The following is a 15,476-nucleotide window of genomic DNA, read 5'->3' on the forward strand; positions in this document are numbered from 1 at the left end:
TTACAGGTCTCGACAACCCACACCCTACCGAGAACCATTGCGGTGGCCGCCTCCTCAAAAGCGGTCACCTCCTACACCACCACCCGGGACACGACCAAGGGGATAAGCTGCGGGTCGAAGGCGTCGAACACCGCCTGCAGGTCCTGCAGAGGATCGAACTCCTCCAGCCATCGCATGGCCTGCTCCAGATCGGGAAAGGGCATGATGCGGCAGCGCTCGGGCTCAGGGCCATCGTGCAGATGTGTGCGCAGCGCCAGGACGATCTCGCCATCCTGGCGGCGCCACAGGCTGACCTCGTGCCAGTCCCGCAGGCGGGGAGCCGCGTTGCTGGCCTCGGCCAGCAGAACAGCCCGCATGCGCAGGGGCTTGCCGTTGCTGGCGCGCAGCGTCACCGACTGGCCAAATTCCGGGGGCGGCGCGGCGGCCATGCAGCCTGCCTGCCTGATGCCGGCCATTCCGCTCGTCTGGCGCACCGCCATATCCTGCTGCCCGCGCTCTGGGTCCGGGCGCAGTCATGCCGCAGTTCAGCATAAAATCGCGTAAACTCAGGCACCCCTTGGCTCGGCGCCCGATGTTCTGACGTCAGAACTCCGCCAGGAGGGGCAGCAGGGCCGGTAGCCTTACCGGTCCAGCAGCGCCTCGATCTGTCGGCGCAGCGCCGCCAATTGCCGCCGCTCGGCCGGGGTCAGCGGATGGGGCTCGGCTTGCCGCCGCTCGAGACCCGCCCGCCAGTCACGCAACAGGGCAGCGGGCAGCCCTCCTCCCGGCGGCACCGGCGGATCCGGCACCGGCCGGCCCGGTGGAGGCGCCGCCGGCTCAGACCGCGCGGCGCGGATGGCACGGACCGTCAATTCCCCCGCCTCCGCCATCCGGATCAGCCGATCGCGCACCGGCCCCGCTTCCAGCCGCGCCAGCTCCACCAGCACGTTGCGCGGGATGCCTGCCGCCTGGGCCAGGAAGGTTTCGGGCAGGGTCAGCAGGCGCAGCGTGGCGCTGATCTCGGCTGGGCTGCGGCCCAGCAGCTCCGCGGCACGCCCCTGCGTCAGCCCGCGGCGGGAGAGCAGGCGGCGCAGCGCGTGCGCCTCCTCCACCGGATCGAGGTCGACGCGTTGCAGGTTTTCCAGCAGCGCCGCGAGCTCGGCATCGCCCTCATGCACGATGGCCAGCAGGCTGGCCCATCCATTGTGGCGCGCCGCCCGCCAGCGACGCTCGCCGGCGACCAGGATCCAGGCGCCGCGCCGCTCCGGATCCGGCCGCAACAGGACGGGCTGCAACTGCCCCTCCGTTGCCATGGTCGCCGCGAGAGCGGCGATCTCCGCCGCCTCGAAGCGTTTGCGGGGCTGCTCGGGATCCGGGCGGATGCGATCCAGCGGCGCCTCGAAGGAGTGGCGGAAGCGGCTGTCCTGCGTCACCAGCCCTTCATTGGCGGCGCCGATGGCCGACATCGCGGCTCCCAGCACGGGGGAGGCGGGCTTGCGTTTCGTCGCCATGGTCTCAGCCCTCCATGCCCTGTGCCAGCACATCGCGCGGAGCGGCGGGCAGCGGGCCGCCCGCCGCCAGCGCCGCCGCCAGCCGCGCATAGACGGCAACGGCCGGCGCGGCCGGCGAGGCCTCCAGCGCGATCCGCCCGTTGCGCGCCGCATGCCCGAACACCGCGCTGGCCGGCACCGGTTCCAGCACCGGCGCCTTGCCCTCCATCACGCCGATGAGCTGTTCCAGCACCTCGCGGTCGACCGATTTGCGCGCGCCGAACTGGGTGGGCAGGATGCCGGCCAGCCGCAGCGAGGGGTTCAGCCGGCGCTGCACCTTGCCGATGGTGGCCAGGATCAGCCCCACCCCCATGCTGTCATAGGGCTCGGTGCGCACGGGGATGATGACGGCATCGGCGGCGGCCAGCCCCATCACCGTCAGCATGCCGAGATTGGGCGGCGCATCGAGGATGATGGCGTCGTAGCGGCCGCGCACCGGCTCCAGCCCCTCGCGCAGCGCCACGTCGAAGCCAGGCTCGCGCCGGCCATCCGTCTCGGCGAGGTCGATATGGCTGGGCGCCAGGTCGAAGCCGGCGCGGCCGCCCAGCAGCGGGTCATCCGCCCGGAAGATCGCCTCTTCCAGCGGCCGGTCGCGCAGGATCACCTGCGCCATGGTGCGGCCCTGGCGGTAGGCCTCGACGCTGCCGGCCGCCATCAGCGCAACCGTGGCGGTGGCCTGCGGGTCGAGGTCCACCAGCAGCACCCGCGCCCCCTGGCGCGCCAGCCCGCAGGCGAGGTTGATGGCGGAGGTGGTCTTGCCCACACCGCCCTTCTGGTTGGCCAGCACCAGGATGCGGGCATGGCGGGGCTGGCCGGAGGCAAGGGCCGCGACGGCCCGGCCGACCTCGTCCGGGATCGGCTCGCGGCCGTTCTCCCAGCGGGAGATGCGGGGCTTGTCGTAGCTGCGCTCCAGCGCAGCGTTGAGCATGTCCTTCAGCTCCGACTGGCTGAGGCGCAACTGCTGCCGCAGGGTCCTGAGGTCGCTTCCTTGCATGGCGCAGCTCCGTTGCCCGCCCCGACCCTGTTCTGACGTCAGAACACGAGCGAGGTGCCGCAAGGGTGCCAGAGCCACTTCTGCCCGTCAACGTCAACAATTCAGGTTGACGGTTGCAGAAAGGTGGAATGGCCAAGCTTGCCAGCGCCTCGACGGCTCAGGCATGTTCCATTTTGGTTCCAACGGCTTTCCCGATGGATGTCGCCCGCATGCTGAGCCTCTGGCTGCATCGCCGTGACCCGACGCGCAACATGGACCGCTTCTACCGGCTCTACGTGATGGCGGATCTGCTGGGCGGATGGTGCCTGGTGCGCGAGTGGGGACGGCATGGCGCCGCCGGTCAGGTGCGGCGCGATCCCTATGCCGACGACGCCGAGGCCAGCGCTGCCTGCATGCGGCTGGCGCGGGAAAAGCTGCGGCGTGGCTACCGGCCCGCTTTGGGGGCAACCTTGCCGCAGGAGTTGGCCACCCTTCTCTGCCTCTGAGAATGAGGCCCGTTCCGTGCCGCCTGCCTTGCCGAAGCCGCGGGGCAGGGCGCCTCAGCCCGGCCCTGCCTCACCGCCCGGGAGATCGATGCCAAGCCTGCGTGGGGCCCTATGGCTGCCGTAGAGGTGCTCGAGCGCTCCGGCCATGGCCTCCTCCAGGTCATCCACGCACCAGCGCAGCGGCTGCGGCGCCATGTTCTCGACAGTACCTTGCGCCGGGATAATCGATGCATAGGGTAGGGTATCCACCTCGACCTGGAAGCGTCCCGCTTCGGCTCGTCCGGGCCATTCGCGCACCAACACGGTCTGCAAATGCGTCCAGGGCTGCTCGGGCGGCATGGCGCCCTGCGCATTCAGATGGCTGCAGATCCAGATGCGCGGCAGCCCCCTCTCCCTGGCCATTTCCACGAAGGCGGGGGCAATGCACTGCACCAGACCGCCTCCGTGGGCTTCCAGGGTGCCGGGCAGGGGCGCGTAGGCGGCGCCCAGTGCCGAGGCAATAGCCTGCATCAGATCTTCCGCATGACCCTCCGCGACCATCGGCGCTGACGCTGGAGGCAGGAGGCAAGCCGGCTTCTCGGCGGTATCCGCGATCCCGCCGGCGATGACCGCGGGCCAGCTTTCCGTCCGCCAGCCGACGGCAGCGCCATCTTTCCAACGCCCCGTGTGCGAGGTGAGGATGCAGCGATGATAGTGGGTGGCACCGTCGCGACACCGCGGCCAACCCGGTGCGGCGGTGGTGAAGGCGCAGGCCCGCCGGATTGCTCCAGGAATATCGGCACTGCCCTCAATCTCAACAAAATGCGGCGCGACGAAGCGTGGCGTCTGTGGCCGGGGCTGAGCTTCAGGCTGGGGCATCGGCAGGCTTCCCGCGTGATCCATCTGCCCGACGAGAAACACCGCCGGGCTCGCAGCGATGTTACCTGCGAACAGCCCGGAATACGGCTGACCTGCGCCTCAATTTGTGGGATCAGGCCATTTATTGATGAACGGTTAATGCCTCAAGGCGCCGCTCACCCCCTCGCCAGAACGGTGTGTATCGCAGGCGAGTTGTATGTCCCGGCTTCCCCTTCTTCTCGTTATCCTGATCCTTTTGATTTCGGGGGCTGTGGCGGCGGCCTTGTGGACTACCGAAACATTGGTGAGGCATGATTTCCCTGCCACCGAAGCTGCCTCTCCGCCCGCACGTCTCTTGAGTCCAGCCGAGCGGGCCGCGCAATTCTCAAGGATTTTTCGCCAATAGGCGGCCAGACTTGCTGGGCGCTACCTCATGAGGCATGTGCTTCAGTGGGCCGAGGGAACACGCCGTTCCGGCATGCCTGATGCTGCCTGAAGCTATCTAGCATCGATTGCAGGCGAATGATGCTGGCCTCCGCCTGGTCAGCGCGCAGCGCTTGCTCCTGGGCTTGGCGCTGCTCGCGCAACAGGGCGATCTCCAGCCGGGCGATGCGGTCTGCCATGTCATCCAGCAACCGCTCCTGGGCCTGCGCACGCCGGGACCAGCCGGGGAGCCCTCCCTCACCGCGCCGACGAGCGAGCAGAAGGGGGTTCTTCCAGGCCAGCAGGTGGCGCTGCAGCGCACCGGCTGACAGGGCAGCCGGTGCGCGCAGGGAAAGGAGAGGGATCCGGCTCACGCCTTTTCCGGAACAGCCTGGGCCCGCAGCACAAAAAGCCGGTGCGAGGCGATGTCCACCATCCTGCGCATGCGCTCCAGCCAGACCTTCTCGGCGGCTGCCATGCTGTGGAAAGGCCCGTGCAACTCCTCCGTGCCCTCTTCCAGTTCCGCGAAACTCGTGTCGCGGAACACCCCGCCCCAGACCACCCAGATCTCGCGGCCGTTGAGGGGATCGTTCATGCCTTGGTCCTTCCGTTTTGGCCTGCGCGGTGGGACTGCCGGAGTGAAGCCCTGCACCGCCAGGAATGGCTGCTGTCAGCGGGCGCACCGTATGCGGATTTTCATCCTCCGCGCGGGACCGGATGGCCCCGCGCCACGGGCGATCTGGCGCAATGCAGCATAGCCCTGGAAGGACGCGTCGGCGAGGTCCGACCGCCATCCAGCCAATCCGGCAACGATGCCCAAGGCTATCAGGGCCAGCCCGGCCAGCGCGGCGTCTTCCGGGGTCAGCCATGCAGCCAGGGATTCCGGCATCAGCAGACCGGTGCTCCCTGCCGCGAATAGCAGAGGGCAAAGCAGGCGTCCGTCGAGCATGGGCTTCTCCCGTCCTGTCCACGGCCCGTTGTGGTGCCGCCAAGGCTGTATCCTATCGCGCTCCCATGCGCCTTCCAATGTTTTTCGCATTACGCGTTGGCAGATAACCCTGTGTGCAGACAGCAAATTTTCGAACCTAATCTTGTGCTTTGCTGATGACGGTGTGCTGAAGAATTCCTGTTCCCCAATGGCAGCATGTCGGCGTCGCGACGAATGCCAGCTGCCGTGGAGTCAAGAAAACCCAAGAGGTTTATCTATAGATATGCACATCAACCCTAGGTTGATATCGGCTTATCTGGCTTTTCTATTCCTCGTCATTACGCCGACATCTCCTGCTGCTTCATGAGCAGCCTTTTGTCCGTGCCGTTGTAATTCCGCCATCCATGGTTCCCGCCAGTTGATCAGGGGTGGGCCAGCCAGCGTACTTCCGCACCCACTCTTTGAGAGTGTTTCAAGAGTCATAGAGTCTAAAGGTTATAAGGTTATCGGCCCGAATTAGCCTTTTTAATTCAATCTCTTATCGCCGGTTTGCGTCGGCGTAACGACGAGGATGCGTCGGCGTCAAGACGAGGATGCGTCGGCGTCACGACGAGGATATGTCGGCGTCACGACGAGGATATGTCGGCGTCACGACGAACGCCGCATCAGGTGTCGGCGTCACGACGAGTAGGGGCTGTGGATAAGTTCTCCTGGCGCTCGCGCGCCTCTCGAACCCTTCGAGCGTGTCTCAGAAATAGCCAGGACCGGAAAAGACTCGTCGTGACGCCGACACCCGTGCGCGTAACGCTGGCATCTGCCGCGCCGCTCCTGCACAACGGACGCCGCAGGACGCACTGGGCCCATGGACGAGCAACAGACGTTTGATTTTTCCACGACCGACAGCCCCCTGGTGGGCAAGGTCAAGGGCGACCGGAACACCATGGTCTACAACTTCTTCTCGCTGCGGCGGGAGAAGGAGACCGAGCTGCCTCGCTATGACGACGGCAAGACATGGATCGAGGTCGTCGGCACCAAGCATGGCGTTGCCTCGATCTGGGACAAGGAGCTTCTGGTCTATTCGGCCTCGCTGATCGCCGATAAAATCAATCGCGGCCAGATGCCCTCGCCGCGGATCACCTTCACGGCGCATGACTTCTTCATCACCACTGGCAGCACGCCAGGCGGCTCGGCCTACGACCGGCTGGAAGAGTCGCTGGCGCGGCTGAAGTCCACCTTCATCCGCACCAATATCGAGACCGGCGGAGAAGGCGAGGATCGCGGCTTCGGCTGGCTGGACGAATACAAGATCCTCTACCGCCGTGGTCGGGACGGGGCCAAGCAGATGCGGGCGGTGGAACTGACCCTTTGCGCCTGGCTGTTCCGTGCCATCGTGCAGGACAAGCATTTCCTGACCTACAGCCCGAAGTATTTCGAGTTGCCACCGGTCGCCAAACGACTCTACGAGATTGCGCGCAGCGGGCCGCAGGGCGGCTTCCGCATGGGGCTGGCGAAGCTGCGGGCGCGGGTGGGCACCTCGCAGGACCTGCGCCGCTTCAAGGCGGAGATCAACACCTATGCCACGCACAAGCGCAGCCTGCCGGGCTACGGGATCGCGCTGATCGACCCGCGTGTGCGGCGGGCGCTGGACAAGGGCTTCCCCAAGCCCACCGGGCAGACGGCGCTGAAGTCCTGGCTGGTCGCCTTCTACCCGACCACCAACATCACCAGCCTCGCGCCGATCGAGACGATGCCGCTGCTGGAGGAGGATGAGGTGGAGCCGCTTCCTGAAGCGGCACCCGCCCACGGCGTCCACGGCGTCCACGACGCCGCCGGCAGCGGCACTGGCAGCAGTGACACTGGCGGCAAGACCCCCCAGGACCCGCCGCCGCGCCGCCTGAGAGCAGCCAGACGAGATGGGGTGGGGGCTACAGCCCTTCCTTCAAAGGTGCCTGCCCGACGCTGACGGAGCCGTCACGCCGGAACGCCACTCCGCTCCGCGCCAGAATAGCCTGCACTTTGGCCAGGGTGCGGCTGGTGACATTGCCGTTGCCCTCGATGCGGCTCAGCGTGTTGACCGAGACGCCGGCGGCGGCGGCGAGCTCCCGCATGCTCATCCCCAGCGCGGCGCGAGCCATGCGGCACTGGGAAGCCGAGATCAGCATCGTGCCTCCTCAGCGTCCCGGCGTCAGGTCGATGTCGATCTCGCGCACCTCGAGCGCCGGCGAGGTGCCGATCTTCACCCGCACATGGCCGCCACGTGCCAGCTTGCGGATCTCCCGCAGGCAGGCATCCTGGATGCGCTGGGTGATATCGTCGCCCAGCACCGCCAGGCGGTCGGCGCTGACCTGCTTGCGCAGCCGCGCCGCGGCGATGCCGGCCGTGTTGCGGCGGCGCTGGATCAGGGCGATCAAGGGCATGGCGTCAATGTCCTGTGGGGTTCAGGCGAACCGGAACAGCCGGCGCAGGAATCCGCGCGGCTCCGCGGCGGCTTCCATCGCGTGGTTCATGGCCGCGGCGGCGGGGAGGCGGATCGGCTGTCGCACCTCGCCCAGGAAGCGTGAGACCGCATCGCGATAGGCGCGGCCGGCATCGGTGCTCTCGTCCATGCTGGCCGGCATGCCGGCATTGGAGGCCTTCAGCACCGCCTTGCTCTCCGGGACCACGCCGAGCAGCTCGGCGGAGAGGATGTCCTGGATGTCGTGCAGCCCGACCATCTCGCCGCAGCGCACGCGCTCCTGGTCGAAGCGGGTGACGAGGAGATGCTCGCGCACCGGCTCCCGGCCATCCTCCGCGCGCTTCGACTTGGCGGCGATGAAGCCGAGGATGCGGTCCGCGTCGCGGATCGAGCTGACCTCGGGGTTGCACACCACGATGGCATGGTCGGCGTGGTAGAGCGCCATCATGGCGCCGTGCTCGATGCCGGCCGGGCTGTCACAGAGGATGTAGTCGAACTCCTCGCGCAGCTGCTCCATCACCCGGTTCACCCCCTCCAGCGTCAGTGCGTCCTTCTCATGCGTCTGGGAGGTGGCCAGCACCTGCAGGTTCTCGATCCGCTTGTCGCGGATCAGCGCCTGGTGCAGCTTGGCCTGGCCGTTGGCGACATGCAGGAAGTCGTAGACCACCCGCTTCTCGATGCCGAGCACCAGGTCGAGGTTGCGCAGCCCGACGTCGAAGTCGACCACGCAGACGCGCTTGCCGCGCAGGGCCAGCGCGGCGCCGAAGGCGGCAGTGGTGGTCGTCTTGCCGACCCCGCCCTTGCCGGAGGTAATGGTGATGACGGTCGCGGACATCGGGTTCTCCCTGTTGTCGTGCGGTCGGAGGAAGGGGTTCAGCTCAGGGCAGGGGGGCGAAGCGCAGCCAGCCATCCGCGACGCGGAGCTGGGCGGGGCGCTTCACCCATTCGGCCGGGATGTCCTCGGCGCCGAGCCAGAGGCCGGCGATGGAGAGCATCTCGGCGTCCATGTTTTTCGCAAAGATACGGGCGTGCGGATCGTCGCCCACCCCCGCGCTCGCCGAGCCGCGCAGCGCGCCATAGACGTGGATGCACCCATCGGCCAGCAGCTGCGCGCCGGGCGAGACGGAATGCAGCACCACGAGATCGGCTTCCGCGGCATAGATGCGCTGACCGGAGCGGACCGGCTCGCTGACGATGACGGTGGGGCGGCGGTCGCAGGGGAGGGTCATGTCCTGGCCGGCTTCCGCCTCCAGCATGCGGCCGAGCCCGGCGGCCAGCGCGGCCCGGTCGATCTCCGGCCAGCGCGCCCGGAAAGCGGCGGGCACCAGGCCCAGGCGGCGGATCACCGCCAGCATCTCCGGAACGCGGGAGGCCGCCTCCGCTGGAAGGGCGGCGAGGTCGAGCAGCACCGGTGCGTGGCGGAAGAAGCTGGCTGTGCTGCTCAGCTTCGCCGCCAGCGCCTCCTCCAGGAGGGCCGGATCGGTCTCCGCCACTTCAAGGGTCAGGAACGGGTGGGTGCGGCCGCGCAGGCGGAGAGAGGCCTGCGCAGCCGACCGGAGATTGTCATGCCTCATAGACGCCTGCCTTCTGCCGGCGCTTCCCGGAAGTTTCGCGGATCCGGTGAAGCCATGTCCGCCTCATGCGGGTGAGCCAGGACTAGGGCACCTGAATATTTTTCGCAAGAGATTTCGCTTTTGCCGCCCTGCATGGTGACGTTCCTCTCAGGCGACATGCAGAGCCAGCGGCACCGTGGCCGTGGTAAAGCCCTGCGAGGCTTCGGCCGCGGCGGCCAGCCAGAGGCGGAACAGCACCTGGCCTTCGAACGGCCCGTCCAGCAACGCCTGCGATACAGGCAAGGCCTGCCGGCGCAGCTGCGCCAGGGCCACGCGGCGCATGATGGGACGCAGCACGCTCTCCGGCTCGTCCGGGGCCGGCAGGCCGGCCGCCCGCTGAAAAGCCGCCATGCTGCACCCGCCTGCCAGGGCGCCGGCGCGCTGGTCCGGCAGTGGGCCCAGCGGGCATAGGCGCGTGCCGGTCCAGATCAGAAGGCGCATGTCGTGGCGATGGCTGTGCGCCGGCACCGTGAAGCCTGCCACCTCGCCCAACGCCAGCCGCAGCTGCCCGCCCAGCCAGTCGACCGACGCCTCCAGCAGCCCCGGCCATGGCGGCAGGCTCGCCGAGACGCAGAGCCGCGGCCCATCTTCATCCTGCAGAATGCGGGAGCCCTGGGTCAGATGGTCGAGGCTTTCGCCGGTCAGGATCGTGCCGGCCTCGGGCATGGAGAACAGGGGGTGCGCCGGCGGCCGCGCGGGCAGGCGTCCCATCACCAGCGCGACCAGCGCCTCCGCGTCAGGCCGGGGCAGGGGGCGGCGCAGGGGCGCATCCAGCTCGAGGCGCGCATGGCGCTCCGGCAGGCTCATGGCGCGCGCCCGCGCTTCAGCTGCAGGCGCCGCTCCGCGACCGCAAGCATGGCGTCCAGCGCGGCCGTGCCGGCTGGCACGGTGCGGCGCAGCACACGGAGAGGAGGCTCGTCATGCGGATCTTCCTCGACGACGACGAGCTGCAGAGGCAGGTCCGCCTCCACCTGGCCAAGCAGGCCCTCACGATAGGTCACCGCAATGCGGGGCATGTCCTCGCGCAGCGCCAGACATTGTTCCAGGCGTGCGAGAAAGGCATCGAATTCCTCATCGCTGGCCTCGACAGCCAGCAGGTCGAGAAGGTCCCGTCCGTCCTGTGTCAGGCTGGCCTCACCGGGGCCTCTGCGGTTGATCTGCATTCGGTTTCTCCTGAAGCGATCACACGCCGCAGGTGGTGCCATGACGCACCTTCACAAACTGATAATTTTCCGTCGGCTCCGCTTATCAATTCGTCATCGCAAGGAAAGATTGACGCCACAGGCGGGAGAAGACTAGCTGGTCATGAAACTTGATGGTGATTTTCGTGTGATGCACAAACCAAGGAATTATGGTTCGTCGTATGACACGCCACTGGGCGGCATCACCGGCCTGGATCTGAGCAGCCCCGCCGGCATGGCCCTGCTGCGCCGCTTCGACGCCCAGCTGCGCCAGTTCCCGACGCTGGACGAGCAGCGGGCCGCTGTGCGGCACCTGCAATGCCTTCTCCCCCTATCCGATCGTGCGACCGGCCTGCTTTTGTTGCCGGGCGGCTCCCTGGCCCTGCGGGAAGGATCCTCCATCCTGGTTTGCGATCCGGTTTCAGCGCGCTGGCTGGCCGGTGGCAGGGCGCTGCGTGAAAGCCTCTCCGTGCTGCCTGGGGCGCTGCATGTGGTGTGCCAGGAGGATGGCGTGTGCCTGGCCCAGGGAGAGGCGTTCGTCGGAGCTGTGCAGGCGGCCAGCTGGCTGCCGGAGGCGGCAATGCTCGCGCCGTTCCACCCCGCCTGCGCCGGGCTGGCCGGCCCGGCCGTGCTGCGCTGGTCGGCATGGGGGGCGGTGCTGTGGCGGATGCAGACGGCCTCGCCTTCCCTGGCGATCGGCATCAGCGTCTCCGGCGAGGCGTTGCCGCCGGACGGCGCCTGCATCCCTTGCGAGATCTGGGACGCGCCGCATGGCGATGAGCGGTACCAGCTGCTCTCCTCCGGCCTGTTCGCGCATCTGGACGAGCTGCTCGGCAATGAGGTCAGCGACATCCTGCGCTTCGAACTGGTCGACCATTGGACCGATGGCGACGACTGCATGGCCAGCCAGCTGGCCGACCAGCTTGGCGAGCTGCCCGCCTGCTTCGCGAGGCCCTGGAACCGCCCGGTGGGGCTGGCGGCGCTGCACGCCTGGCCAAGCCTCGCGGCGGCACTGATGCCGGCTGCGCCACCACACGCGATACTGGGCATCGCCCATGAGGACTGGCGCGGGAAATGGCAGCCGGTGTCGCGGCACGCCTTTCTGAAGACCCTCCGTCGGCTCCTGCCTGGCACGCTGCCCGTAGAACTGCGGTGGGAGGCGCCAAGCCTGCCGCCCCAGGCCTTGCGGCAACTGGATGCCGACCGGCAGATCCGCAGTTGCGCGGCGAATTGCGCCGCCCTGCTGCCGCTGCCCTCGGCTTTCGAAGAGGGGCTGCGGCTGGCGCGGCAGGTGGCCGAGGCCTGCGGGACGCCGGTGCATTGGATCGTGCCCGCCTGGGGCCTGTCCCAGCGCTGTGACCCGGATGGCGGCGGCGAAGGCAATGCGGCGTGGTATGGGCTCGCCTTCTCGGCTCCCGAGGTGGCGCTGGAGACCTGATCGCATGCGAGGCTTCCAAGAGGCGCCAATATCTCTTGCGAAAAATGTTCGTCATGCGATGATGCGCGGAGACGCAAAAGGGGGACCGGCGCGTGAAGATTTTGGTGGTCGATGATTATCCCACGATGCGGCGTATCGTGCGAAACCTGCTGGACCAGATCGGCTTCAAGGATGTGGAGGAAGCCGGCAACGGGGCGGAGGCGCTGGAGAAGATCAAGGTCTCCCGCTACGACCTCGTCATCTCCGACTGGAACATGGAGCCCATGACCGGCCTGGAGCTGCTGAAGGAGGTTCGTGGCGACGCGAATCTGTCGAAGATGCCCTTCATCATGGTGACGGCGGAGAGCAAGACGGAGAACGTCATTGCCGCGAAACAGGCCGGTGCATCGCAGTACATCGTGAAGCCCTTCACGGCGGAAACGTTGAAGGCGAAAATCGCTTCCGTGGTTGGCTGAGTGCGGAACGGTTCGCGCGATGCCAACGCCCCAGGCCGGGCTGTCCCGAATCGCCGGGTATGCGGCAGCCATCGCATCCGAGGTCGATCGGATGATGGAACTCAACCCCAACAACGCCGGGGGGGGTGAGGATAAGCTTGGCCAGGCGCTGGTCGAGATGCGCGCGATGTCACGGCTCCTGGCCGAGACACGGGCGGAGGTCCTCGGCCTCTCTCCGCCGCCGGCCGATATGGGCGACACGCTGGATGCCGTGGTGGGCGACACCGAGGGCGCCGCGCTGGAAATTCTGCGGCAGGCCGAACGCGCCCAGGCCGCCGCAGGCCGGCTGCATGCCGGCACCTCCACCGACACCACGGCGGATCTGGCCGAGGTTGATGAGGCGGCCACGGCTATCGTTCTGGCCTGCGCCTTCCAGGACCTTACGGGTCAGCGCGTGCGGAAAGTGCTCGGGGCCATGCGGCAGGTCGAGGCCCGCATCGCCGGGCTGGTGTCTCTCCTCGGGATCAGCCCGGATGAGCTGAGCGCGATGCCGGAAACTGCTCCCTCGCGCCCGGATGCCCACCTTCTGAATGGCCCTAGCACCGCGGCGCAGGGCGGGTTGGGCCAGAGTGCGGTGGATGATCTGTTCGGCTGACGCAGCCCACACGTTTCACCGCGCGCCCTAGGAGCCCCGTTCCGCCGGGGCCTGCCGGCCGCGCAGGACAGGAAGAACTCCATGGCCATTCCGTTGGGCGGCGAGCCCTTTCTGCAAGCCACGCCGGTACCGGGCGGGCGGCCCGAGTGGAGCATGGGCGGCCCGCTGGTAACCAATACGGAACTGGAGGCCTTCGCCCTGTTGATGGCAGGGCAGGCCATGCCGGTGGAGACGGAGGCGGCGGAAGCTCTGCTTGCTCCCAAGGCCAAAGGAACCCCGGCACTGCCGGGCCTGCAAGGGCAGGCGCTGCCCTGGGAGGCGCTGGCCGCCGCCGCCGAGGAAGCAGGCCAGCTGATGGCCCTGCTCCAGAGCACGGCCATGGGGCAGCCTCTCTCCCCTGCGGCGCCGCTGCTCTCCAGCACCTCATGGCCTGAAACCACCCCGCCCGCGATCTCCTTGCCGGCCGTACCGGCCGTACCGGCCGTACCGGCCGCACCGGTCGCAGTGGCGCTGGAGGCCACCACAGGGCTTGCGGCCGACGCCGGGGCTGGCTTGCCTGCGGCGACAGCCTCTCTGGCCGCCTTGGAGCCATCGCCTGGTGAGGCCGCCCCAATGGCGCCGCCCTGCCCTGCCGGCACCGCGGCGCAGCCAGCCATGCAGCCAGCCATCCTGGAGCCAGAGCTCCCTTCCATGAGACTGGCTGGGCAGAACCTCCCACCTCAGGAGCAGATAGCTGGGCAGAGCCAGGAGCAAGCCCAGGGTCAGGCGCAACGCCATACGTCGGCCCAAACGCTGCCGCCGCATCCGCATCCGCCCCCGGCGCCCAGCCAGCCACAACTCCCGCCAGCTGCAACGGCTGTGGTGACTTCTGCCCCGGCTGAGCAGGGCCCGGCTACCGCGGCATTGCCTGCCGTCATGGAAGACCGAACCGCTGCGCGAAGCTTGCCGCGCTCGCCTTCGCGGTCCTCCGGTTCCCTGGCACAGTTGGCCCCGGCGCAGCCGCCCACATTGCCTCCGGCCGGCATGCCACAGCCCGAGAACGCCGCGCCACAGGCTTTGGCCGCACCGGAGGATGCGGGGTCGAGGGTTCCGCCTCCCTGGCCGGAGCCCGATGAAACGCGCGCCCCCCTGCTGCAGAAGGTGACGGAGATCACGGCCCGTCTGGCCGTGGCAGGCGCCGAAATCCCACCCCCTGCCGGCGAAATACAGCTACCATCCGCTCCCGTCGGCTTGGCGGTGGAAGCCGGCATGGCCAGCTGGACCCCCTTTGTGCAGGAGGCACCGGCTCCCCGGGCTCCTATGCAGAATCAGGCCCTGGCGCATCCGCGCCTGCCGCCCGAGGCGACACCTCAGCTCGTCTTGCGCGTGAAGGAGGCCACGGAGGCCGGGGTGGAGACGGTATCGGTGGATCTCCGTCCGCCGGAGCTAGGCCGGGTCGAGCTGCGCCTGACCTTCCGGGAAGGTACGGTGCAGGTGGTGATGCTGGCGGAACGGGCCGAGACCTTCGAGGCCCTGCGCCAGGAACGCCACAGCCTGATGCAGCAGATGGAACAGGCCGGACTCCAGTTGGACGGGCAGGGGCTGGACCTCCAGCATGGTTCGCTCAGCTGGGCGGAGCGCGAGGCGCCGGAGCCCGCCCAGGCGCTGCAGGCCGATGCCGGACCAGGGGAGGATCAGACCGCCGAGGTGGCCGCTCCCTCCCGCCGCCCAGCCTCGGACAGCCTGATCGACATCGTCGCCTGAGCCGCCACGACCACGGAGCGCATGACATGGCCAGTGTTTCCAACGTGACCGCCACCAGCAATGCCGCGGCGGCCAGCACCGGCGCCGCCGCGAGCGGCCCCGCCACCGCCAAGCTGAACTCGTCCAGCCCCGATTTCGACCGCTTCCTGACGCTGCTGACGGCGCAGATGAAGTTTCAGAACCCGCTGGAGCCCACGGACCCGACGCAGTTCGTGGCGCAGCTCGCACAGTTCTCGCAGGTGGAGCAGCAGACCAAGACGAACAGCCTGCTGCAGGGCATCGCCACCTCCCTCTCCGGTGGCGGCGGCCTGGCGGAGAATGCCGCGCTGCTGGGCCGGACGGTGCAGATGCAGATGTCGCGCATGGTGCTGCCCACCGCCGGCGCCAACGTGCCCGTGACGGTCGACGTGCCTGCCGGCAGCCTGACCAACCTCCGGCTGGAGGTGCTGAACAGTGCGGGGGAGGTGGTGCGCCAAGTCCCGGTGCAGACAGGCAGCACGCAGCTGAGCTTCGATGGCAAGGACAGCAATGGCGTGGCGCTGGCGGCCGGCTCCTACGCGGTGCGGGTGATCGGTCAGAACGCCGAGAATGCGCGCCAGGTGGCCGGCACCATCACCAGCTCGGGGAAAGTTACCGAGGTGCGGCGCGACAGCAGCGGAGAGATGAATCTGGTGCTGGACAACGGCAATGTCGTCAGCGCGACGGATATCACCCGCCTCGGCGCCTGAGGGGCGGCCCTGCTCGCGGCAATCCTGCTCGTG

The 15,476-nt window shown here is 68.2% G+C and carries 20 protein-coding genes; 7 read left to right on the top strand and 13 right to left on the bottom strand.

The window, feature by feature from the left end:
* Window positions 1-71: 71 nt before the first annotated feature.
* The 3 genes from ACFOY6_RS17240 to ACFOY6_RS17250 form a co-directional block, all read right to left on the bottom strand.
* On the bottom strand, window positions 72-473 hold the full coding sequence (locus tag ACFOY6_RS17240) for a hypothetical protein (protein ID WP_379651748.1): 402 nt from the start codon (window positions 471-473) through the stop codon (window positions 72-74).
* Between the two features lie 147 nt (window positions 474-620).
* Window positions 621-1,490 carry a ParB/RepB/Spo0J family partition protein gene (locus tag ACFOY6_RS17245; protein ID WP_379640502.1) on the bottom strand — a complete coding sequence of 290 codons (870 nt, stop codon included), beginning with the start codon at window positions 1,488-1,490 and terminating at the stop codon, window positions 621-623.
* Window positions 1,491-1,494: 4 nt separating this feature from the next.
* Window positions 1,495-2,523 (bottom strand): AAA family ATPase, encoded by a 1,029-nt coding sequence (locus ACFOY6_RS17250; RefSeq protein WP_379651749.1) that lies wholly within the window; start codon window positions 2,521-2,523, stop codon window positions 1,495-1,497.
* Between the two features lie 128 nt (window positions 2,524-2,651).
* Here ACFOY6_RS17250 and ACFOY6_RS17255 point away from each other — a divergent pair, with 128 nt between their 5' ends.
* On the top strand, window positions 2,652-3,008 hold the full coding sequence (locus ACFOY6_RS17255; protein ID WP_379640505.1) for a WGR domain-containing protein: 357 nt from the start codon (window positions 2,652-2,654) through the stop codon (window positions 3,006-3,008).
* Window positions 3,009-3,062: 54 nt separating this feature from the next.
* On the opposite strand, the gene ACFOY6_RS17260 is transcribed toward ACFOY6_RS17255, so the two are convergent.
* The 4 genes from ACFOY6_RS17260 to ACFOY6_RS17275 form a co-directional block, all read right to left on the bottom strand.
* On the bottom strand, window positions 3,063-3,866 hold the full coding sequence (locus tag ACFOY6_RS17260; protein WP_379651750.1) for a hypothetical protein: 804 nt from the start codon (window positions 3,864-3,866) through the stop codon (window positions 3,063-3,065).
* A gap of 410 nt (window positions 3,867-4,276) precedes the next feature.
* On the bottom strand, window positions 4,277-4,642 hold the full coding sequence (locus ACFOY6_RS17265) for a hypothetical protein (protein ID WP_379651751.1): 366 nt from the start codon (window positions 4,640-4,642) through the stop codon (window positions 4,277-4,279).
* The gene (locus ACFOY6_RS17270) at window positions 4,639-4,863 is read right to left on the bottom strand and encodes a DUF4170 domain-containing protein (protein WP_379640509.1); all 225 of its coding nucleotides are present in this window, start codon (window positions 4,861-4,863) and stop codon (window positions 4,639-4,641) included. The genes ACFOY6_RS17265 and ACFOY6_RS17270 overlap by 4 nt, the downstream gene beginning before the upstream one ends.
* Before the next feature lie 75 nt (window positions 4,864-4,938).
* On the bottom strand, window positions 4,939-5,217 hold the full coding sequence (locus ACFOY6_RS17275) for a hypothetical protein (RefSeq protein ID WP_379640510.1): 279 nt from the start codon (window positions 5,215-5,217) through the stop codon (window positions 4,939-4,941).
* 841 nt (window positions 5,218-6,058) lie between these two features.
* On the opposite strand from ACFOY6_RS17275, the gene ACFOY6_RS17280 reads away from it, so the two are divergent.
* Complete coding sequence (locus ACFOY6_RS17280) at window positions 6,059-7,159, top strand: replication initiator protein A (RefSeq protein WP_379651752.1); 1,101 nt, start codon at window positions 6,059-6,061, stop codon at window positions 7,157-7,159.
* On the opposite strand, the gene ACFOY6_RS17285 is transcribed toward ACFOY6_RS17280, so the two are convergent.
* From ACFOY6_RS17285 to ACFOY6_RS17310, 6 genes are all read right to left on the bottom strand, one after another.
* Window positions 7,122-7,358, bottom strand: coding sequence for a helix-turn-helix domain-containing protein (locus tag ACFOY6_RS17285; RefSeq protein WP_379640511.1), 237 nt, complete (start codon window positions 7,356-7,358; stop codon window positions 7,122-7,124). The genes ACFOY6_RS17280 and ACFOY6_RS17285 overlap by 38 nt on opposite strands.
* Before the next feature lie 9 nt (window positions 7,359-7,367).
* Window positions 7,368-7,613 carry a hypothetical protein gene (locus tag ACFOY6_RS17290; protein WP_379651753.1) on the bottom strand — a complete coding sequence of 82 codons (246 nt, stop codon included), beginning with the start codon at window positions 7,611-7,613 and terminating at the stop codon, window positions 7,368-7,370.
* A gap of 21 nt (window positions 7,614-7,634) precedes the next feature.
* Window positions 7,635-8,486, bottom strand: coding sequence for a septum site-determining protein MinD (gene minD / locus ACFOY6_RS17295; RefSeq protein ID WP_379651754.1), 852 nt, complete (start codon window positions 8,484-8,486; stop codon window positions 7,635-7,637).
* Window positions 8,487-8,529: 43 nt separating this feature from the next.
* Window positions 8,530-9,225: a septum site-determining protein MinC gene (gene minC, locus ACFOY6_RS17300; protein WP_379651755.1), complete on the bottom strand. Its 696-nt coding sequence runs from the start codon at window positions 9,223-9,225 to the stop codon at window positions 8,530-8,532.
* Window positions 9,226-9,372: 147 nt separating this feature from the next.
* On the bottom strand, window positions 9,373-10,071 hold the full coding sequence (locus ACFOY6_RS17305) for a hypothetical protein (protein WP_379651756.1): 699 nt from the start codon (window positions 10,069-10,071) through the stop codon (window positions 9,373-9,375).
* A complete protein-coding gene (locus tag ACFOY6_RS17310) occupies window positions 10,068-10,427 on the bottom strand; it encodes a hypothetical protein (RefSeq protein ID WP_379651757.1) in 360 nt (119 codons plus the stop codon). The genes ACFOY6_RS17305 and ACFOY6_RS17310 overlap by 4 nt, the downstream gene beginning before the upstream one ends.
* A gap of 253 nt (window positions 10,428-10,680) precedes the next feature.
* On the opposite strand from ACFOY6_RS17310, the gene ACFOY6_RS17315 reads away from it, so the two are divergent.
* The 5 genes from ACFOY6_RS17315 (at window position 10,681) to ACFOY6_RS17335 (ending at window position 15,443) form a co-directional block, all read left to right on the top strand.
* Window positions 10,681-11,883, top strand: coding sequence for a hypothetical protein (locus tag ACFOY6_RS17315; RefSeq protein ID WP_379651758.1), 1,203 nt, complete (start codon window positions 10,681-10,683; stop codon window positions 11,881-11,883).
* A gap of 104 nt (window positions 11,884-11,987) precedes the next feature.
* Complete coding sequence (locus tag ACFOY6_RS17320) at window positions 11,988-12,338, top strand: response regulator (RefSeq protein ID WP_456316944.1); 351 nt, start codon at window positions 11,988-11,990, stop codon at window positions 12,336-12,338.
* A 19-nt stretch (window positions 12,339-12,357) separates the two neighbouring features.
* Window positions 12,358-12,972: a protein phosphatase CheZ gene (locus tag ACFOY6_RS17325; RefSeq protein WP_379651759.1), complete on the top strand. Its 615-nt coding sequence runs from the start codon at window positions 12,358-12,360 to the stop codon at window positions 12,970-12,972.
* A gap of 81 nt (window positions 12,973-13,053) precedes the next feature.
* A complete protein-coding gene (locus ACFOY6_RS17330) occupies window positions 13,054-14,715 on the top strand; it encodes a flagellar hook-length control protein FliK (RefSeq protein WP_379651760.1) in 1,662 nt (553 codons plus the stop codon).
* A gap of 26 nt (window positions 14,716-14,741) precedes the next feature.
* A complete protein-coding gene (locus tag ACFOY6_RS17335; protein ID WP_379640522.1) occupies window positions 14,742-15,443 on the top strand; it encodes a flagellar hook assembly protein FlgD in 702 nt (233 codons plus the stop codon).
* The last annotated feature ends 33 nt before the right edge of the window (window positions 15,444-15,476 follow it).

It is taken from the genome of Teichococcus aestuarii (assembly GCF_042651065.1).
GTDB classification, from domain to species: Bacteria; Pseudomonadota; Alphaproteobacteria; order Acetobacterales; family Acetobacteraceae; genus Pseudoroseomonas; species Pseudoroseomonas aestuarii.